The sequence below is a fragment of the Billgrantia sp. NRB1 genome (assembly GCF_056921725.1).
Map to the genome: position 1 here is coordinate 693960 of NZ_CM167783.1, position 16442 is coordinate 710401.

14 protein-coding genes are annotated in these 16442 nt (G+C 68.0%); 11 read left to right on the plus strand and 3 right to left on the minus strand.

The window, feature by feature from the left end; all coding sequences use genetic code 11:
- Positions 1–40 precede the first annotated feature (40 nt).
- The 3 genes from ACZIYR_RS03135 to ACZIYR_RS03145 all read left to right on the plus strand — a co-directional run bounded on the left by ACZIYR_RS03135 (position 41) and on the right by ACZIYR_RS03145 (position 2832).
- Entirely contained in the window at positions 41–1735 is a 1695-nt protein-coding gene (locus ACZIYR_RS03135; RefSeq protein ID WP_483528175.1) for a diguanylate cyclase, read from the plus strand.
- Positions 1736–1787: 52 nt separating this feature from the next.
- Positions 1788–2027 (plus strand): hypothetical protein, encoded by a 240-nt coding sequence (locus tag ACZIYR_RS03140; protein ID WP_473032357.1) that lies wholly within the window; start codon positions 1788–1790, stop codon positions 2025–2027.
- Positions 2028–2091: 64 nt separating this feature from the next.
- Positions 2092–2832 (plus strand): creatininase family protein, encoded by a 741-nt coding sequence (locus ACZIYR_RS03145; RefSeq protein ID WP_483528176.1) that lies wholly within the window; start codon positions 2092–2094, stop codon positions 2830–2832.
- A 32-nt stretch (positions 2833–2864) separates the two neighbouring features.
- Here the strand turns inward: ACZIYR_RS03145 and ACZIYR_RS03150 are convergent, their stop codons facing one another.
- Positions 2865–4670, minus strand: coding sequence for a hypothetical protein (locus tag ACZIYR_RS03150; protein WP_483528177.1), 1806 nt, complete (start codon positions 4668–4670; stop codon positions 2865–2867).
- 146 nt (positions 4671–4816) lie between these two features.
- On the opposite strand from ACZIYR_RS03150, the gene ftsH reads away from it, so the two are divergent.
- From ftsH to ACZIYR_RS03170, 4 genes are all read left to right on the plus strand, one after another.
- Positions 4817–6754, plus strand: coding sequence for an ATP-dependent zinc metalloprotease FtsH (gene ftsH / locus ACZIYR_RS03155; protein ID WP_483528178.1), 1938 nt, complete (start codon positions 4817–4819; stop codon positions 6752–6754).
- Positions 6755–6887: 133 nt separating this feature from the next.
- On the plus strand, positions 6888–8291 hold the full coding sequence (gene dbpA / locus ACZIYR_RS03160; RefSeq protein WP_483528179.1) for an ATP-dependent RNA helicase DbpA: 1404 nt from the start codon (positions 6888–6890) through the stop codon (positions 8289–8291).
- Positions 8292–8319: 28 nt separating this feature from the next.
- A complete protein-coding gene (locus ACZIYR_RS03165; RefSeq protein ID WP_483528180.1) occupies positions 8320–9222 on the plus strand; it encodes a PA4780 family RIO1-like protein kinase in 903 nt (300 codons plus the stop codon).
- Between the two features lie 189 nt (positions 9223–9411).
- Complete coding sequence (locus ACZIYR_RS03170; RefSeq protein ID WP_483528181.1) at positions 9412–9852, plus strand: DUF4399 domain-containing protein; 441 nt, start codon at positions 9412–9414, stop codon at positions 9850–9852.
- A 137-nt stretch (positions 9853–9989) separates the two neighbouring features.
- Here ACZIYR_RS03170 and ACZIYR_RS03175 read toward each other — a convergent pair whose 3' ends face one another.
- On the minus strand, positions 9990–10883 hold the full coding sequence (locus ACZIYR_RS03175; RefSeq protein ID WP_473032365.1) for a bile acid:sodium symporter family protein: 894 nt from the start codon (positions 10881–10883) through the stop codon (positions 9990–9992).
- A gap of 107 nt (positions 10884–10990) precedes the next feature.
- Here ACZIYR_RS03175 and menA point away from each other — a divergent pair, with 107 nt between their 5' ends.
- Positions 10991–11863 (plus strand): 1,4-dihydroxy-2-naphthoate octaprenyltransferase, encoded by an 873-nt coding sequence (gene menA / locus ACZIYR_RS03180; RefSeq protein WP_473032366.1) that lies wholly within the window; start codon positions 10991–10993, stop codon positions 11861–11863.
- 38 nt (positions 11864–11901) lie between these two features.
- Positions 11902–12741, plus strand: a complete 840-nt coding sequence (locus tag ACZIYR_RS03185; protein ID WP_483528182.1) for an alpha/beta hydrolase — start codon at positions 11902–11904, stop codon at positions 12739–12741.
- Positions 12742–12752: 11 nt separating this feature from the next.
- Here the strand turns inward: ACZIYR_RS03185 and ACZIYR_RS03190 are convergent, their stop codons facing one another.
- Positions 12753–13478: a YebC/PmpR family DNA-binding transcriptional regulator gene (locus ACZIYR_RS03190; RefSeq protein WP_473032369.1), complete on the minus strand. Its 726-nt coding sequence runs from the start codon at positions 13476–13478 to the stop codon at positions 12753–12755.
- 150 nt (positions 13479–13628) lie between these two features.
- Here ACZIYR_RS03190 and ACZIYR_RS03195 point away from each other — a divergent pair, with 150 nt between their 5' ends.
- Entirely contained in the window at positions 13629–14813 is a 1185-nt protein-coding gene (locus ACZIYR_RS03195) for a M24 family metallopeptidase (RefSeq protein ID WP_483528183.1), read from the plus strand.
- 102 nt (positions 14814–14915) lie between these two features.
- Complete coding sequence (locus ACZIYR_RS03200) at positions 14916–16307, plus strand: uracil-xanthine permease family protein (protein ID WP_483528184.1); 1392 nt, start codon at positions 14916–14918, stop codon at positions 16305–16307.
- The last annotated feature ends 135 nt before the right edge of the window (positions 16308–16442 follow it).

Sequence of the window (16442 nt, forward strand, 5' to 3'; positions counted from 1 at the left end):
GGATCATCGGATCGGGCTTGGACAGGCGCGATGGGGTGGCTTGCTGCTGGTACTCTGGACCTGCTGGCTTGGCCTGGGTGCCCCGCTGGCGCAGGCAGCCACCCCGGATACGCTGCGGCTGCTGGACCATCGCGGCGCGGCTCCGCCCGACCAGCCGGTTGCGTCGCTGTCGGGGCAGGAGCTGCCCCGCTCCCAGCGTCAGAACCTGGGCGTAGCCGCTCATCCGGTGTGGCTGCAGTTGCGCCTGTCCGAGCATCAGGCCGAGCGCCTGCTGCATCTCGACAACCCACTGCTGCACCATGTCGAGCTCTACCGCCATGAGGCGGCACAGCCGGCTCCCTGGCAGCCGGTGCCGCGCCAACGTATGGTGTCGCTCTCTGGCGAAGAGGCCTCGGCCTGGCGGCCCATCTTTCCCGCGGCTGCCGCAGGCGACTACTTACTGAAGATCGATTCTACCCAGGCGCTGCGTTTCGCGCTGACGCTGCAAACGCCAAAGGCGCTGGAGCGCGACTGGCGTGGCTTCAGCCTGGGGCAGGGGCTTTACCTGGGGCTGGTGCTGGGGTTGGTAATCTACAACAGCGTCCTGCTGTTGAGTCTGCGAGATGCCAGCTACTTCTGGTACCTCGGCTTCGTGCTGGGCTTGGCCGGCTACTTTGTGTTCCAGAAGGGGCTGCTGTACGAGTTTTGGCCATCGCTGTCTCTGCCGCTCAATGAGGCGCTGATGTTCACCTCCCTGGCGGTGGGAGCCGCCAGCGCGCTCCAGTTCTGTCGACGCTTTCTGCTGATGTCCAGGGAAGACCCCAGGCTCGACCGCTGGCTGCAGTATGTGGGGATTCTGGCACTAGCGGGCGTGTTCCTGGCCTGGTGGCGGCCGGGACATACCACCGTGGTGTTCTTCTCGCTTTTCGGTCTGGCAGTGATGGGGCTTTTCCTGCTGGTGTCCGTGCGTGCGCTGCGCCGTCACTTTCGGCCGGCGCGCTGGCTGCTGCTGGCCTGGTCGTCGCTGGTGGCGGGGGCGACGGCTTTCATCCTCGCCACCTACGGACTTCTGCCGCACCACTTTCTCACCTACTACGGCTTTCAAGTGGGCTCGGCCATCGAGGCGATGCTGCTTTCCCTGGCGCTGGCGGATCGCATCAGCCTGATGCACCGTGAGCGGGAGACGCTGCTCGATGAGCAAACCCGGTTGCAGGGGATGAGCTATACCGATGGGCTGACGAACCTGCATAATCGGCGCTTTCTGGACGAAAGGCTGGGGACGCTGGTACCCGCCGCCCAGGCGGAGGGCTCGCCACTGAGCCTTGTCATGCTGGACCTGGATCATTTCAAACGATTCAACGATGGCTGGGGACACCTGGAGGGCGACCGTGCCCTGCAGCACCTGGCAAAGGTGATGCGCAGCGTGGTACGCAGCGAGGACAGCTCTTGCCGCTACGGCGGAGAGGAGTTCGCTATCGTCCTGCCTGGGCGCAGCCAGTCCCAGGCGGCGGAGGTGGCCGAGCGTATCCGCAGCGAGCTGGCGCGGCAGCCGCTGAAGCTGGAAACCGGGGAAGCCGTTCACCTGAGCTGTACCCTGGGCGTTGCGCAACTGGCGCCGGGAGAAACTGCCGAATCGCTGCTGGGGCGCGCCGACCAGGCGCTGTATCGCGGCAAGCAGGCCGGGCGCAATCGAGTGGTCGCACATGCCGGTACAGATCCTCGCGGCCTGTACGAGCCCGTTGCCGAAGAGCGCTGAGCCTTCGCCCATTCAACCGACGAGAGACAACCGACACAGGGAGATTCGATACATGATCAATCCAGCACAGCGCGAGTGGATAAAGGGTCACCTCGAGGAGATCGCCACCGCGGTCATGACCGCCTTCTTTACCGCGCTGATGTTCCGGGTGGGGCTGGGCATGCTGTTCTCGATCGTCATGGGCCTGGCCCTGGCGTATGTGATTCGCCTCTTCGCCCTGAAGAAGGCGCTGGAGGCCATCACCCGTCGTGTGCCGTGGCTGAGGCGTGATGAGGCGCGGGATGAGCCTTAATAGCGCTGATGCCTGGCGTTGACCCTATGAGGTTGGCCCTGACTGAGTCCAGAGGAGAGTCGCCATGAAACTGCAGCTGGCCACCTGGCAGGAGGTGGAGGCCTACCTTCGGCGTGCCACCGGGATCATCGTCCCCATCGGCTCGACCGAGCAGCACGGCCCCAACGGGCTGGTCGGCACCGATGCGATCTGTCCCGAGGCCATTGCCGGGGCGCTGGGCGAGCGGCACGAGGTGCTGGTGGGACCGACCCAGCACCTGGGCGTGGCCCAGCATCACCTGGCGTTTCCCGGCACCATCAGCCTGCGCCCCAGCACGCTGATCGCGGTGCTGCGAGATACCGTGGCCTCGCTAGCCCGCCACGGCTTCACCCATGTGATGTTTCTCAACGGCCACGGCGGCAATATCGCCACGATCAACGCGGCCTTTGCCGAGATCTACGCCGAGCGCGACGGGGCGTCCCAGGGAGCGCTGCAGCTTGGGCTGTGCAACTGGTTCGCCGGCCCGCGGGTGCGCGAGCTCGCCGATTCGCTCTACGGCGAGGCCGAGGGCAGTCACGCCACGGCGTCCGAGGTATCGCTCTCCTGGTTCGCCCGCCCCGAGGCGGTCAAGCGGGTAGCAATGTCGCCGCGCATTGCGCCCTCCGGCAGCGCGCTGTGCGATGCCGAGACCTTCCGTCGCCGCTTCCCCGACGGCCGCATGGGCTCCGACCCGTCGCTGGCCAGCGTGGCGCACGGGGAGCGCTTCCTCGAGGCGGCGGTGGGGGACGCCTGGGAAGCCTACCGGCGCCTTATCGGCGGAGAGTAGCGGCCAGCGGCCGTGGGGCCGCCGGCGCGTCGTCACTCGGGCGCTGCGTTGAGCCGGGCGAAGCCCTCGCCCTGGTGGATGGTCAGCTGGTTGAACGGAATCACCCAGTCGTGCTCGTTGCAGGCCTGCACGCAGGCCGCCTGGATCAGCCGGTTGACCTTGAAGTAGTAGGCGGCGGCCTCGCCGCTGAGCGTCACCATGATCTGATAGTCCAGCGACGAGTCGGCCGCTTCGCGGAACTCCACACTGACGCTCTCCACCCAGTCGGCCAGCTCGGAGCCGGCCAGCCGCGCCTCTACGGCGTTCCGGAAGATGTCGGCCACCTCGGCCACCGGCAGGCTCTGGTGCCGGTAGTCGATGCCGAAGACCACCACCGCCAGAAAGCTGTCCCGGGAGAGGTTGCGCGGCCGGGCGGCGAGGAAACCGGCGGTGTCGTACTGCACCAGGTTGCCCAGCACCCGCAGCTGGACGACCTCGGGCGACTGGCGCGCCACCTGGCCGAAGGTGCCGTCGTCGAGCAGCACATAGTCGCCCGGCCGGGTCGGGAACCAGGGCTCGTCGTGGTTGAGCGGGCGCGAGATCAGCGTCGCCAGTTCGGACAGCGGCAGACGCAGGCGGCCGTTCTCGAGCTCCGGATTGACCAGCCAGGAGTAGAAGCCGATGGCCCGCACCCGCCAGGGAATGCCGTGGTAGATCACCCGCTCGCGCTCACGCACCTGGCCGGCGTTGAGGAACAGCCGGGCCTCGGCCAGGTAGCGTGGCAGGTAGGTGCGAAAGCTCAGCAGCAGCGCCACGATCAACAGCAGCGCCAGCGAGAACAGCACCAGGTCGCCGGCCGCGTATAGCACCATCATGAACACCAGGACCGACAGCAGCGCGGCCACCAGCCGGTAGCCGAGCAGGAACAGCCGGGTGCGCATGCCGCGACGCGGTATGCCTCGCCGTTCGCGGTACTGCAGCAGGCGGTTCATGCCGCCCTGTAGCACCAGTACGGTGAGGGCGAAGGCGCCGATGGCGACCAGCAGGGTCAGGCCGCGGCCGACGAAGAACTCGCGCAGCGCGCGCTGGCCCTGCTCGTAGAGGCTCTCGTCCCGCTCCATCAGGTTGTCGAGCTGCAGCTGGACGATGGCCTGCTGGCGCTGCAGGTCGGCCTGGCGGTCCCGCCAGCCCTGTTCCAGCTCCGCCAGCCGGGCCGCTGTGGCCTCGTCGTGGTCGGCCTCGGCGAAGGCCTCGATATTGTTCAGGGCCTGGTGGATCACCCCCAGGCGCTGATGGATCAGGGCGCGGTCCCGGCGCAGGCGCTCGAGGGTCCGCGGTCGCTCGGTGAGCTGACGCATCTCGCTGAACAGCGGACGCATGATCGAGAGCAGCTCGTCCTGCCAATTGAAGTCCTCCTGCTCGACCTGCTCGGTGAGGATCGAGCGATCGAGGCCGCCGATCGCCACGTCCTCGAAGAGCTCGCGCAGGTTGCGGCGCTGCTGCTCCAGCTGCTCGAGCTGCTCGCGAATCTGCCGGTACTCCTCGTCATCCGCGTCGAGCCCCTGCAGCTGGTGGCGAAGCATCTCGCCGCGGCTGCGCACCTCGACCAGCGAGCGCTGGATATCGCGAAGCTGGCGCAGCGCCTCGTCTCGCTCGCGTTGTTCGAGCGGGGGCTGCGGGGTGATATCGAATTCCGGCAGCCCATCGAGTTCGGATTCCAGCGCTTCCAGGGAGGAGGGCACCTCGCTCTGGGCGTTAGCCTGGCCCGGCAGCCATAGCGCCAGCAGCAACATCAGCAGCAGTGGCCAGCGCAGCGTGGCCGAGCATGAGCGGCGGTGAAGGGGATGGGTAAAAAGCATGGAGTCCTCGACGGATGGCGCGGGCGGGCAGCGCTCAGTTTACTGGCTTTGGTGCGGTGCGTAGAAGGGAGAGTGGCCGTTCGGCCTTGTCATGCCGCCGGGGGATCGGCATGTTGTAGGCACACATCTTGGATGTCGAGTGCGCCATGCCGAAGCCCGATCCCCACAAACCCTCTGGCAAGCCGCCTGCCCCGCTCGACTGGGAGTCGCAGTCGCCGGGTAGCGGCCTGCAGCCCCCGCCGCGTCCCCAGTGGCCGCTGTTTCTCTGGTTCGCCTTCGCCATTCTGCTACTGTTCTTTTATCTCGATGCGGCCCAGCGTGACGTGCAGGCCGAACTGAGCTACACCGAGTTTCTCGAGGCGGTCGATGCCGGATACGTCGAACGGGTCACCCTGCGCGGCCAGTCGGTGGAGGGGCTTCTCTCCGAGTCCGGACGCGAGACGCTGGACGTAGGCGAAGCCGAAACCTTCGAGACCACGCGGCCGGACGTGGAAAGCGATCGGCTGCTGGAGCGGCTGGAGGCCCAGGGGGTTCATATCGCGGCACGCCCGGTGGACCCGCCCTGGTGGCAGCGTATTCTGGTGGGGGCGCTGCCGTGGATCCTGATCCTGGCCCTGCTGTTCTGGTTCTGGAACCGCATGCAGCAGCGCGCCATGTCGGGCGGCGGCATGTTTAGCATGGGCAAGTCCCAGGCCCGTCGGGTGCGCAGCGAGGAGAGCGAGACCCGCCTGGACGACGTGGCAGGCTCCGAGAACGCCAAGCGCGAGATCATCGAGGTGGTCGAGTTCCTCAAGTCGCCCGACCGCTTCCAGGCGCTGGGCGCCAAGATTCCCCGGGGGATCCTGATGATGGGGCCGCCAGGCACCGGCAAGACGCTGATGGCGCGTGCGGTGGCCGGCGAGGCCGAGGTCCCCTTTTTCAGCATCAGCGGCTCCGAGTTCATCGAGATGTTCGTGGGGGTGGGGGCGTCGCGGGTTCGCGACCTCTTCAAACAGGCCAAGGAGCAGGCGCCGGCAGTGATCTTTATCGATGAGCTGGACTCCATCGGCCGCTCCCGGGGCGCCGGCATGGGCGGCGGCCACGACGAGCGCGAGCAGACCCTGAACCAGATCCTCTCGGAGATGGACGGCTTCGAGGCGGAAGAGTCGGTGGTAGTGCTGGCGGCCACCAACCGCCCCGATGTGCTGGATTCGGCGCTGCTGCGCCCCGGCCGCTTCGATCGCAAGATCACCCTGGAGCGCCCCCACCGCGATGCGCGCCAGGCGATTCTGGAAGTGCACACCCGCCGGATACCGCTGGCCGAGGATGTCGACCTGGAGCGGCTGGCCGAGATCACCATCGGCTTTTCCGGGGCGGATCTCGCCAACCTGGCCAACGAGGCGGCGCTGCTGGCGGGGCGCCGCGAGTACGAGGCGGTGGATTGGGCCTGCTTCACCGACGCCCGCGACCGGCTGCTGCTGGGCGAGGCCAAGGACGTGGGCCTCTCCGACCAGGAGCGCCATATCGTTGCCTACCACGAGTCGGGCCATGCGCTGCTGGCCTATCTGTTGCCCAAGGCCGACCCGCTGGAGAAGGTCACGGTGCTGCCCCGCGGCCAGGCGCTGGGAGTGACCGCCCAGGTGCCGGACGAGGAGCGCTACAACCACGGCGAGGCCTACCTGCGCGATCGCATCACCGTGATGTACGGCGGCCGCCTGGCCGAGTCGATCGTCTTCGGCGAGGTAAGCAGCGGGGCGGAGAACGACCTGGAGCAGGCCACTCAGCTGGCACGCCGCATGGTGGCCCGCTGGGGCATGAGCGAGCGGGTCGGGCCGGTGATGTTCGCCCAGAGCCGCGAGCATGTGTTCCTCGGCAAGGAGATGGCCCAGGCCCGCGAGCACAGCGAGGCCATGGCGAACCTGGTCGACGAGGAGATCCGCCGCCTGCTGACCGAGCTGGAGACGCGGGGCCGGCGCCTGCTCGAGGAGCACCGTGCCGCCCTGGATGCCCTGGCATCGGCGTTGGAGGAGCGCGAGACCCTGGAAGCCGAGGCGATTGGCGAGGTGCTCGAGGCGGCGGGCAGCGGCCAGCAGACCGGACGATAGTCCGGCGCCTTTGCCGCCTTTCTGCTATCCTGCGGCCGTCCGTATGCCCGCATTCCTGGCCGATGCCGCCCGGCTCTGGCTGCTCGTTATCTCGCCGTCCCGACGGCCCTGACTTCCTCTGCAGGATCTCACCTTGTCCGATGTCTCTCCCGATGCCGCCTTCGCCACGTTGCCGCTGGCGCCGGCGCTGATCGATAACCTCGCCTCCCTGGGCTTTGCCGCCATGACGCCGATCCAGGCCGAGGGGCTGCCGCCGATCCTCGCCGGTCGCGACGTGCTCGCCCGCGCGAAGACTGGCTCCGGCAAGACCGCGGCCTTCGGCCTGGGGCTGCTGTCGCGGCTCGACCTCGCGAGCTTTCGGGTGCAGGGGCTCATCCTCTGCCCGACCCGGGAGCTGGCCGACCAGGTGGCCGGCGAGCTGCGTCGGCTGGCGCGCACCCTTCCCAACGTCAAGGTGCTGACCCTGTGCGGCGGTGCTCCCTTCGGCCCCCAGCTCGCCTCCCTGGCCCACGGCGCCCACCTGGTGGTGGGCACCCCGGGGCGCGTCGAGGAGCATCTGCGCAAGGGCTCGCTTGCCTTGGACGGACTCGAGACTCTGGTGCTGGATGAGGCCGACCGCATGCTCGACATGGGCTTCCAGGCGAGCCTCGAGGCGATCGTCGCCGAGACCCCGGCCCGCCGGCAGACCCTGCTGTTCAGCGCCACCTTCTCCGACGCCGTGCGCCCCGTGGCCGAGGCGCTGATGCGCGACCCGGTGACGGTGGAGGTGGCCGAGGCCCACGACGCCAGCAGCATCCACGAGCGGGTCTATCGGGTGGGCGATGGCGACGAGGCGCGCCTGGGGGCGCTGTGCCGGCTGCTGCTGCACTTCCGCCCGGGTAGCAGCGTGGTGTTCTGCAATACCAAGCGCGAGACCGACGAGGTGGCCCAGGCGCTCGGGGCGGCGGGCTTCAGCGCCCTGGCGCTGCACGGCGACCTGGAGCAGGCCGACCGAGACCGGCTGCTGGTGCGCTTCGCCAACCGCAGCGCCTCCATCCTGGTGGCCACCGACGTGGCGGCTCGGGGGCTCGACATCGCCGAGCTGGACGCGGTGTTCAACTATCACATCGCCCGCGACCTGGAGGTACATGTGCACCGGGTCGGGCGGACCGGCCGGGCCGGCAGCGCCGGCATCGCCTGCACCCTGGTCGGCGAGGGCGAGGCCTACCGGCTGGCGCGCCTCAACGACTTCCTCGGCGAGCCCCTGGAGGAGGCCCCGCTGCCGCCCCGCTCGGTGCTCTCTCGCGAGCCGCTGGTACCGCCCATGGCGACCCTGCAGCTGGGGTCCGGCAAGAAGCAGAAGGTGCGCCCCGGCGACATCCTCGGCGCCCTGACCGGCGAGGCGGGGCTGGCCGGCGACCAGGTGGGCAAGATCAAGGTGCTGGCCAACAGCGCCTTTGTGGCCGTGCGGCGCGAGGTGGCCGACGAGGCCCTGGCGCGGCTGCTCAATGGCAGAATCAAGGGGCGCAGCGTTCGCGCCCGGCGGGTCGGCCGGTGAGGCGCCTCGGCGAATTTCGGGAGACGAGATGAAGATACCCAAGCGACTGCAGCCGCTGGTGGACGACGGCCTGATCGAGGCGGTCGAAAGCCAGCTGATGAGCGGCAAGGAGGCCCAGGTCTACGTGGTGCGCTCCCACGGTGAGCGGCGCTGCGCCAAGGTCTTCAAGGAGGCGAAACAGCGCAGCTTCAAGCAGGCCGTGCAGTACCAGGAGGGGCGCCGCGAGCGCAACAGCCGCCGCTCCCGGGCCATGGCCAAGAAGACCCGCTACGGCCAGAAGGAGCAGGAGCAGGCCTGGCTCAACGCCGAGGTCGACGCCCTCTATCGGCTGGCCGCGGCGGAGGTGCGGGTGCCCAAGCCCTACGGCTTCATCGACGGCGTGCTGCTCATGGAGATGATCTCCGACGCCGAGGGGCTGACCGCCCCGCGCCTGGACGATATCACCCTGAGCGCCGAGCAGGCCCGCGAGGCCTACGCCAAGATCATCCGCGACGTGGTGAAGATGCTGTGTGCCGGTCTGGTGCACGGGGATCTCTCCGAGTTCAACGTGCTGATGGCCGCCGACGGCCCGGTGATCATCGACCTGCCCCAGGCGGTGGACGCCGCCGGCAACAACAGCGCCGAGTGGATGTTCGAGCGCGACGTGGACAACATGCGCCGCTACTTCGGGCGCTTCGCCCCTGAGCTTCTGGCCACCGACTACGGCAAGGAGATCTGGGCGCTCTATGAGGCGGGCGAGCTGCATCCGGAGAGCGAGTTGACCGGCTGCTTCGTCCACGACACCACCCCCGTGGATGTCGACGAGCTGATGACGGTGATCGACGACGTGCGCGACGAGGAGGCCTACCGCCGGGCGGCCCTCAATCGCGGCGACGAGCCCGGGGTGGAGGAGGCCGCCGAGGAGTGGCAGGCGTCCCAGCGGGAGCGTTGAGCCCACCTGCCAGCCCCGCCGCCCTCGCCCAAGGGCCTCTCGGGCTTGACCGGATATCGCAGTAGATTCGTGTTAAATCAGACGGGCTCCTAAGCTGGGAGGGTGGAGGCGGGCTGCGGGTAGCCCGCCGAGCCAATCGGCGGCGGTGGCCGCCCAGCACGCCATCGCGGGATGGCAAAGGAGGACACCATGCATAAGCGGATCTATGCCCTGGCGCTGGGGCTTGCGGGCAGCGCGCTGTTGGCGGCGCCGGCCCTGGCCGACCTGGAACGTATCTCGGCCGCCGAGGACGCCGAGGTCTATTTCATCTCGCCCGAGGATGGCGCGACGCTGTCCGGTCCGGTGACGGTGCGGATGGGACTCAGGGGCATGGGCGTGGCCCCGGCCGGCGCCGACTTCCCGGATACCGGCCACCATCACCTGCTGGTGAACATGCCGCTGGAGGACGTGGACCTGGACGCGCCGCTGCCCTTCACCAACCACACCCGCCACTTCGGCGGCGGCCAGACCGAAGGCGTCCTAGAACTGGAGCCGGGCGAGTACCGCCTACAGCTGCTGTTCATGGACTACCGCCATGTCAGCTTCGACCCGCCGCTGGTCTCTGATGTCATCACCGTCACCGTGGAGTAGGGCGGGCGGCCGTCAGGCGCCGCGCAGGCGGTTGACGGCCATTACCCCCAGGGCGGTGGCCACCGCCAGCCAGCCGGCGGAGACATTGGGCATGGCCAATCTGACCTTCATCGATAGGCAGGCAAGCGACATGGCCGTTAGCGCCTCGATGTCAGGAGAGCCGCCGGGCGGCGATCCCGCCACAGACAGGCGAACATCCACAGGAACACCGGCACGTTCATCAGCAGGCCGTAGAGCAGCGGGACCAGGCCGATGGCCGGCTGCTGGAGCAGCACGAAGGCCACCATCATCGCCACGCCGGCGTTCTGTACGCCTACCTCAACGGTAATGGCGCGCACGCTCTCCTGGGGCAGGCGAAGCCGGCGGGCGACGCCTTGCCCCAGCGCCATGCTGGTTAGGCAGAGCAGCAGCACGGCCAGGGTCTCCAGGCTGATCAGTGCCGGCAGCCGCTCGGCGTGGGCGACGAAGAGTGCGACCACCATCGCGATCATGGCCACACCGGTAAACCCCTTGACCCCCGGCAGCACCCGCTCTCGCCAGTGCGGTGGCAGGGCCCGGCGCAGCAGCATGCCGGCCAGCACCGGTAGCAGGGTGACCTGCAGCAGCTGGCCCACGGTCTGCCAGTAGGGCAGCGAGAAGCCCAGCGCAGTGAGCCCCAGCCGCTCGAGGTTCCAGCCCATGATCAGCGGCAGGGTGAAGGGAGCCAGCACCGCAGCGAGAGCGGTGAGGGTGACCGACAGGGCCAGGTCGCCCCGTACCAGGTAGCTGAACATGTTGGAGGTGGCTCCGCCCGGCACCAGAGCCACCAGCAACAGGCCAGCGGCTGCCGGTGGCGAAAGCGGAAGCAGCAGGACCAGCGCCCAGGCCAGCAGCGGCAGGGCGAGCAGCTGCAGGCCGCTACCGAGCAGAACCCGGCGGGGATGGCGCCAGGTGCGGGTGAAGTCGGTCCCGGTCAGGCTCAGGCCCATGGCCAGCATCACGCTGGCCAGCACCCAGGGCAGGGCAAGCTGTGACAACCCGTCGGCGGACATCCTGCCTCCTTGCGATCGTCCTCATGACACCACAGAGTATGCCCCACGCTGGGCGTGCCGACGACCGGAAGCGCATGTTCAGGGATGACAAAGGACAGGACGACGCAATGAACAAAATGGCCATCTGGCTGCACACCCTGCGCCCGCGGACCCTGCCGGCGGCGCTGGGGCCGGTCTCGCTGGGCCAGGGGCTGGTGGTGCCCGGGCATTTCGCCTGGTCCACGGCGCTGCTTTGCCTGCTCTGCGCCCTGGCGCTGCAGCTGGCGGTCAATCTGGCTAATGATCTCTTCGATGGCCTCGCCGGAGTCGACCAGGCCGATCGCCTTGGCCCCACCCGTGCCCTGCAGGCGGGCTGGCTCAGCGCCAGTGAGCTCTGGGCGGGGCTCGCCGGGGCGCTGGGTGTGGCTGTGGTGACGGGGCTGTGGCTGGTCCTCTTTGGCCACTGGCTGCTGTGGCTGCTGGGGGCGCTGGCGCTGCTCGGCGTGCTCGGTTATAGCGGCGGAGCGCGCCCCTACGCCAACCTGGGGCTGGGCGAGGCGGTGGTGTGGTGCTTCTTCGGCCCGGTGGCGGTGCTCGGCGGCCTGCTGGCCCAGCAGAGCCCGATCACGCTCCAGGCGGTGGTGGCCAGCGTGCTGGTAGGCATGCCGGTAGCCGCTATCCTGGTGGTCAACAACCTGCGGGATCGCCACACCGATGCGCGGGCCGGCAAGCTCACCCTGGCGGTGCGGCTGGGGCCGGGCGCGACCCGGCGGCTCTTCGCTATGCTGACGGCAGGGCCGCTGGCGGTCACCCTGCCCCTGGGGCTGCCGGCCTGGTGGTGGGGCGTTTGGCTGTTGGCCGGCCTGGCGGCCCTGGCCCTGGTTCGCGAGCTGCACCGGCGCGATGGCGCGGCCCTCAATGCGCTGCTGGGCCTGACGGCGCTCTATGCGCTGCTGGTGGCGCTGTGGCTGTGGTTACGCCTGTCGGTAGCCGGCGGCTGAGGGTCAGGCAGCTTCGTGCAGAAGCGTTAGGAGGAAAGATGCTACTACGCTCGCTTGCGTGGATCGCGCTGGCTTACCTGCTGGTGGTGGCGCTGGCCTGGCTCTTCCAGGAGCGGCTGCTCTACCTGCCCCATGTGGGGCGTGACCACGTTGCGAACCCCGCCGACCGGGGCATGCCCTGGGAAGAGGTGGCGCTGACTACCGAGGACGGTCTGACCCTGGACGCCTGGTGGGTGCCGGCCCAGCACGAGCGCGGCAGCCTGCTGTTCTTCCACGGCAACGCCGGCAATATCTCCCACCGGCTGGATTCGATTCGCCAGTTCCACCGCCTCGGGCTCTCGGTGCTGATCCTCGACTACCGGGGCTATGGCCGCAGCGAGGGCCGGCCCTCGGAGGACGGCACGGCGCTGGACGCTCGGGCCGGCTGGCGCTGGCTGGTCGAGGAGCGGGGGGTGCCGCCAGAGGAGATCGTGCTGTTCGGCCGCTCGCTGGGGGCTGCCGTGGCGGCGGAGCTGGCCGTCTCCCGGGACGAAGGTGAGCAGCCGGCGGCGGTGATCCTGGAGTCCGTCTTCCGCTCGGTGCCCAAGCTCGGCCAGCGGCTCTATCCCTTCCTGCCGGTGCGCTGGCTGGCCCGGCTCGACTACGATACCGAGTCGCGGGTGGCGCGAATCGACGCCCCGCTGCTGGTGATCCACAGTCGCGATGACGAGATCATCCCCTTCAGCGAGGGCGAGGCCGTCTACCAGGCCGCCAACGACCCCAAGCAGCTGCTGGTGATCCGCGGCGGCCATAACACCGGTTTCCTCGATAGCGAGCCGGACTACTCCAACGGCATCGAGGCGTTTCTGGACGAACTCAGCGGGCTGCCGCGGCGGTGACGCCGGCTCGTCTACTGCTCGGGGAGCTCGGCGTTGTGGAAGACGTTCTGCACGTCGTCCAGGTCGTTGAGCGCGTCGAGCAGCTTCTCGAACATGGCCACGTCGTCGCCCTCCACCGGCGTGGTGGTCTGGGGCACGAACTGGATCTCGTCGACCTCGAACTCGAGCTCACCGAAGGCGTCGATCAGCGCCTGCTTGGTCTTGGCGTACTCGGTATGGGGCGCGAAGACGGTGATCCGACCCTCTTCGTTCTCGATGTCGGTGACATCGACATCGGCCTCCATCAGCGCTTCGAGCACCGCTTCCTCGTCATCGCCCGCCATGGCGAGGATGGCGCAGTGGTCGAACATGTGGCTGACGCTGCCCGGGGTGCCGAGCTTGCTCTTGGCCTTGTTGAAGCAGGCGCGGACGTCGCCGAAGGTGCGGTTGGGATTGTCGGTGAGGCAGTCGACGATGACCATGCAGTTGCCCGGCCCGAAGCCCTCGTAGCGTGCCGGGGAGAAGTCCTCACCGCCCACGCCGCTGGCCTTGTCCAGCGCCTTGTCGATCACGTGGCTGGGTACCTGATCCTTCTTGGCCCGTTCGATCAGGCCGCGCAGGCTCAGGTTGCCGGCGGGGTCGGTGCCGCCCTGCTTGGCGACCACATAGATCTCGCGGCCGTACTTGCTGTACACCTTGGTCTTGGCGGCGGCCGTCTTGGCCATGGATTCCTTGCGGTTCTGAAAGGCCCTGCCCATATCGTTGTCCTGTCGCGTCAAATACGCCCCGGATTCTACGAAACCCGGGGAGGAGGGAACAGCCTTATTTCGTGCCGATTCCGGGCGGCATGACGGACGTCATGGCTACACTGGCGACTGAACCCTGTCACTGCCTGGAGCTTTCCCCCCATGGATCATCACGCCTACCGTCATGCCCTGGCCTCGCATCTCGAGGGGGCCGAGCTGCCCTTCCCCGCCGAGGAGTTCGATGCCCGCCTGTCGCACACCCGAGACGCGATGCGTACCGCCGGGCTCGAGGCGCTGCTGCTTACCGACCCCGCCGATATCTTCTACCTGACCGGCTATCACACCTTCGAGGTCTCGGTGCATGCGGCTCTGGTGGTCTCGGCCGACCGCGTGGTGCTCCAGGTGCCCTCCATCGAGACCGGCCCGGCGGTGGTCACTGCCCGGATCGACGAGATCCTGGGCTATCGTTGGGAGGGCATCGACGAAGTGATCGCACCGCTGGCCGAAACCCTGTCCGGCTATCGCACCATCGGCATCGACGCCTTCGGTGCCGGCCTGCGCCTGGGGGTGATTCGGGAGCTGCAGGCGCGACTCGGCGCCGAGCGCTTTCGCGACGACGGTGGGGAGCTGCTCGATCGACTGCGCATCGTCAAGTCGGCCGCCGAGCTGGCTTGCCTGCGCGAGAGTGCACGAATCACCGCCGCCGGGCTGCGTGAGGCCGAGGCGCTGATTGCCCCGGGAGTGACCGATAACCAAATCGCCGCCGAGGGCGCGCGCGCCATGCTGGCTGCCGGCGGTGAGTTCATGAGCCTGCAGCCGATCGTTACCACGGGACGTCGCGCCAGCGTCATCCACGTCAACCACAAGCGCGTCCCCATCGAGGCGGGCGAGCCGGTGTTCCTGGAGTTCGGTTCTGCCTTCCAGCGCTATACGGCGCCGATGATGCGCACCGTGGTGGCCGGCCGCGCCAGCGACGAGATGCGGGCGGTCCGTGATCTGTGCCGCGCCCTCTTCGAGACCCTGTGCGACGCCATGCGCCCGGGCAACAGCTTCGATGCCGCCGCCCGCGCCGCCGAGTCGGTGCTCGCGCCCAACGCCGAGCGACTGTTCTTCTCTGGGGTGTACGGCTATGCGGTAGGGGCTCAGTTCCCGCCCAGCTGGGTCGAGGGCACCGGTTTCATCGCCGCCGGTCAGCAGCGTGAGTTTGCCGCCGACATGGTATTTCACCTGCCGCTCTGCCTGCGCCTGCCGGGGCAGTGGGGCATCGGGATCAGCGATACCGTGCGAGTGACGTCACGGGGCGGCGAACCGCTCACCGACAACGACTGGCAGCTGGGAGAGCGCTGAGCTGACAATTTCATGTATACAAAAATTGTCTACTGTTTTCGTTTCTATTAGGGTGTCGTGTGCATTATTGTTGTATACATAAAAATAGCCACGAGATCTGAGATGAGCACACCACAACATAACCAGTCAGTTTTCGACTTCTATGGCAAGCCTCCGCTGGGCAAGGCCTTGCCGCTCTCCTTCCAGCACATTCTGGCGATGATCATGGGCACGGTGACCGTGCCGATCATCGTCATCGGCGCGGTGGGCGGCAGCCTCGCCGAGCAGATGCTGCTGATCCAGATATCGCTGATTGCCGCCGGCATCTCCACCCTGATCCAGCTCTACGGTATCGGCCGCTTCGGCGCCCGCCTGCCGACCATCTTCGGCGTGGGGTTCGCCTATGTGCCGACGCTGGTCGCGGTGGGCGCCCAGTACGGGATCGGCGGCATCCTCGGCGCCCAGATCGTTGGCGGGGTGACCATGATGCTGGTGGGCCTGTTCATCACCCGGATTCGCCATCTGTTCCCGCCCATCGTGGCCGGTACCGTGGTGCTGGTCATCGGCCTGTCGCTCTACGACATCGCCATCCACTACATGTCCGGCGGTGTCGGCGCCAGCGACTACGGCGATCCGCGCAACTGGCTGGTGGCCATCGTCACCCTGCTGGTGGTGCTGGGTGTCTCCCAGTTCGCCCGCGGCTTCATGAAGCTGGCGGCGATCATTTGCGGCATCGGCGTGGGCTACGGGCTGGCGCTGTTTCTGGGCATGGTCGACTTCAGTCCGGTACGCGATGCCGGCTGGATCAGTACGCCGCGCCTGATGCCCTTCGAGCTGGAGTTTCACCTGGCAGCGATCATCTCGGTGGTGATCATCTGCGTAGTCAATTCGGTGCAGACCATCGGCGATCTCTCGGCCACCTCGGTGGGGGGCATGAATCGCGAGCCCACCACCCGCGAGCTGTTCGGCGGGCTGATGGGCAACGGCGCCACTACGGCGGTGGGGTCGCTGTTCGGCGCCATGCCGACCTCTTCCTACAGCCAGAACGTGGGCATCGTGGCCATGACCAAGGTGACTTGTCGCTTCGTGCTGGCCCTGGCGGCGATCTTCATGCTGGTGGCGGGGCTGGTCCCCAAGTTTGGTGCCGTCATGACCACCATTCCCTATCCGGTGCTGGGCGGGGCCACCATCACGGTGTTCGGTATGATCACCATGACCGGTATCCAGCTGATCACCAAGGATGAGCTCTCGGCCCGCAACATGACCATCGCCAGCCTGGCGCTGGCGCTGAGCATGGGGATCTATGCGGTGCCCGAGGCGATCGAGGCCTTCCCGGACATGCTGCAGCTGGTCTTGGGTGGTTCGCCCATCGTGGTGGCGGCGGGGGTGGCCTTCACCCTGAACCTAGTGCTGCCCAAGCGCTCGCTGGCCGATGAGGCCGCCGAGCGCGAGGCGATGGCGCGCAAGATGAACGAGCAAGACCGCGCGCCTGCGGCGCAGTCGCGGGCGTCCTGAGCCGTTGGCCGACGGCGTGCCGGCGCTGAATCCGGTGCGGCCCTCGTCTCGCTTGGGCACCAACGGCGACCGGGCCTGTCACAAGGGTCGATAGCAACGTCTCATCAAGGAAGCGCTCAAGGAGACGCGATGACC